The following is a 1,809-nucleotide window of genomic DNA, read 5'->3' on the forward strand; positions in this document are numbered from 1 at the left end:
CCTTGTATAATGTAGTCATAACATTCAATAGAAAACTGTCTTTATTAATTACGAACATTACAACTCATTTTTTTCTTATTATTCTTAAAATCTTTACCCTATAGGGTATTTGTTTCTACTCTAACTTAGTTTTCTATTTTCCCTTAAGGGGAAACAAAATTAGTAAACATTGATGTATAATATCTCTTGAATAGAAGATAGATGGTTTCCTCCTGGGAAGTAGCTTTGAAGAGTTACTGTTACCCGTAAAATAGCGTATCATTCCATCAGTGAGAATTCTGTGTTTAGCTGGTTAGGTTTCCCTTTGGGAATTACCTGTGTCACAAACAAGGTTACAAAATTACTGATAGAAATGGAATATCTATTCTATCTCATAAAAAGGAGATATTACATATGAGTAAATTTTTTTATAGACCAGTTGTTGGAATTGATGTATCAGCGGACTTCTCAGTAGTTGCTATACTAGCACCTGACGGTGAAATTTACAGAAAGCCTTTTAAGATAATGCATAATAGAAATGGTTTTGATTACCTAGTAGATCAAATAAAAAAAGTGGAAAAAGAGTTTTCTATGAAAACTGGCATTTTCATGGAATCTACTGGTGTTTACCATCTCACTCTTTTCCACTTTCTTAAAGATACTTTTGAAACATGTATCCTTAATCCACTCATTACTAATTGTAACAAAAATGGTGACATAAGAAAAGTGAAAAATGATAAGAAAGATGCATTAACCATTGCTACTATTGGTAAATTTCAAAATGTTAAATATTCTTCTAACTTTGATGTTGAAATTTACACTTTAAAATCTCTTTGTAGAGATTACTATAAATTTACTGATAGTAAGTCTACATTTAAGAAAAAGCTTTCTACTGATTTAAAAGTTATATTTCCTAGTTATAGTTCTGTCTTTTCAGACATTACTGGTAAAACATCAATAGCTATATTAAAAGCTTATTCTAGCCCTGAAGCGGTTTTAAATGCTGATAGAGATGATGTTATTAATCTCATTTCAACCAACTCTAGAAAAGGACTAGCCCATAGTGAAAATACTTATAAAAAGCTGTACGATGCTGCTGAGGAGGCTACTTACATTGGTCTTAAGTCACCAAGTCTATTTGTTAAAATAATTAACACTATTGCAATAATAGAAGCATTGGAATCCCAAATCGGAAATCTATTAACTGAAATACAACTACTAATGAATAGCAATAGAATTCCTGATGAGTTTAAGAAAAATGTACAATTGCTTTACTCAATACCAGGTATTGGACAACTTTCTGCCATCACTATTATGAGTGAAATCGGCAATATTAAAGGCTTTGTTAAACCTAAGCACTTAGTTGCTTATTTTGGCTTAGATCCGTCTGTTAGCCAATCTGGTAAGTTTAATAGTGACAAAAATGTCATGTCTAAACGTGGTACCAGAATAGGTCGTAGGGCCTTATATGCTATCGCGTTAGCGTCCATACGTAAGAATAGAAATGGTGAACCTATAAATAGAGTCCTACTAAATTTCTATAAAGAAAATATGCATGGTAAGAGTAAAAAAGTAGGTTTAGTGGCAATAATGCATAAACTAATTAACTACATATTCTCTGTTCTTAAAAATCAGAAAGAGTATGAACTTCGTGACCCCAAAATACATTCAAAAATGTATCTAAACAACAAATCGAGCCATGCTGCTTAACAACCCTAACAATTAAGAGCAATTTTCCATTGTTCGTGTTTTTCAATGGTCTTTTTGTGTTGCTTATTTTTATCAATTAATTTTTTTATAAAAACTTATTGACTTTTACTAGCTGGTCTA

At 31.0% G+C, this 1,809-nt stretch carries 1 protein-coding gene; it reads left to right on the forward strand.

Features of this window, described 5'->3' with window-relative positions; translation table 11 throughout:
• Window positions 1-393: 393 nt before the first annotated feature.
• Window positions 394-1,689: an IS110 family RNA-guided transposase gene (locus CLORY_RS22730; RefSeq protein WP_079428865.1), complete on the forward strand. Its 1,296-nt coding sequence runs from the start codon at window positions 394-396 to the stop codon at window positions 1,687-1,689.
• The last annotated feature ends 120 nt before the right edge of the window (window positions 1,690-1,809 follow it).

Origin of the sequence: Clostridium oryzae (genome assembly GCF_002029235.1) — a bacterium.
GTDB classification, from domain to species: Bacteria; Bacillota; Clostridia; order Clostridiales; family Clostridiaceae; genus Clostridium_AE; species Clostridium_AE oryzae.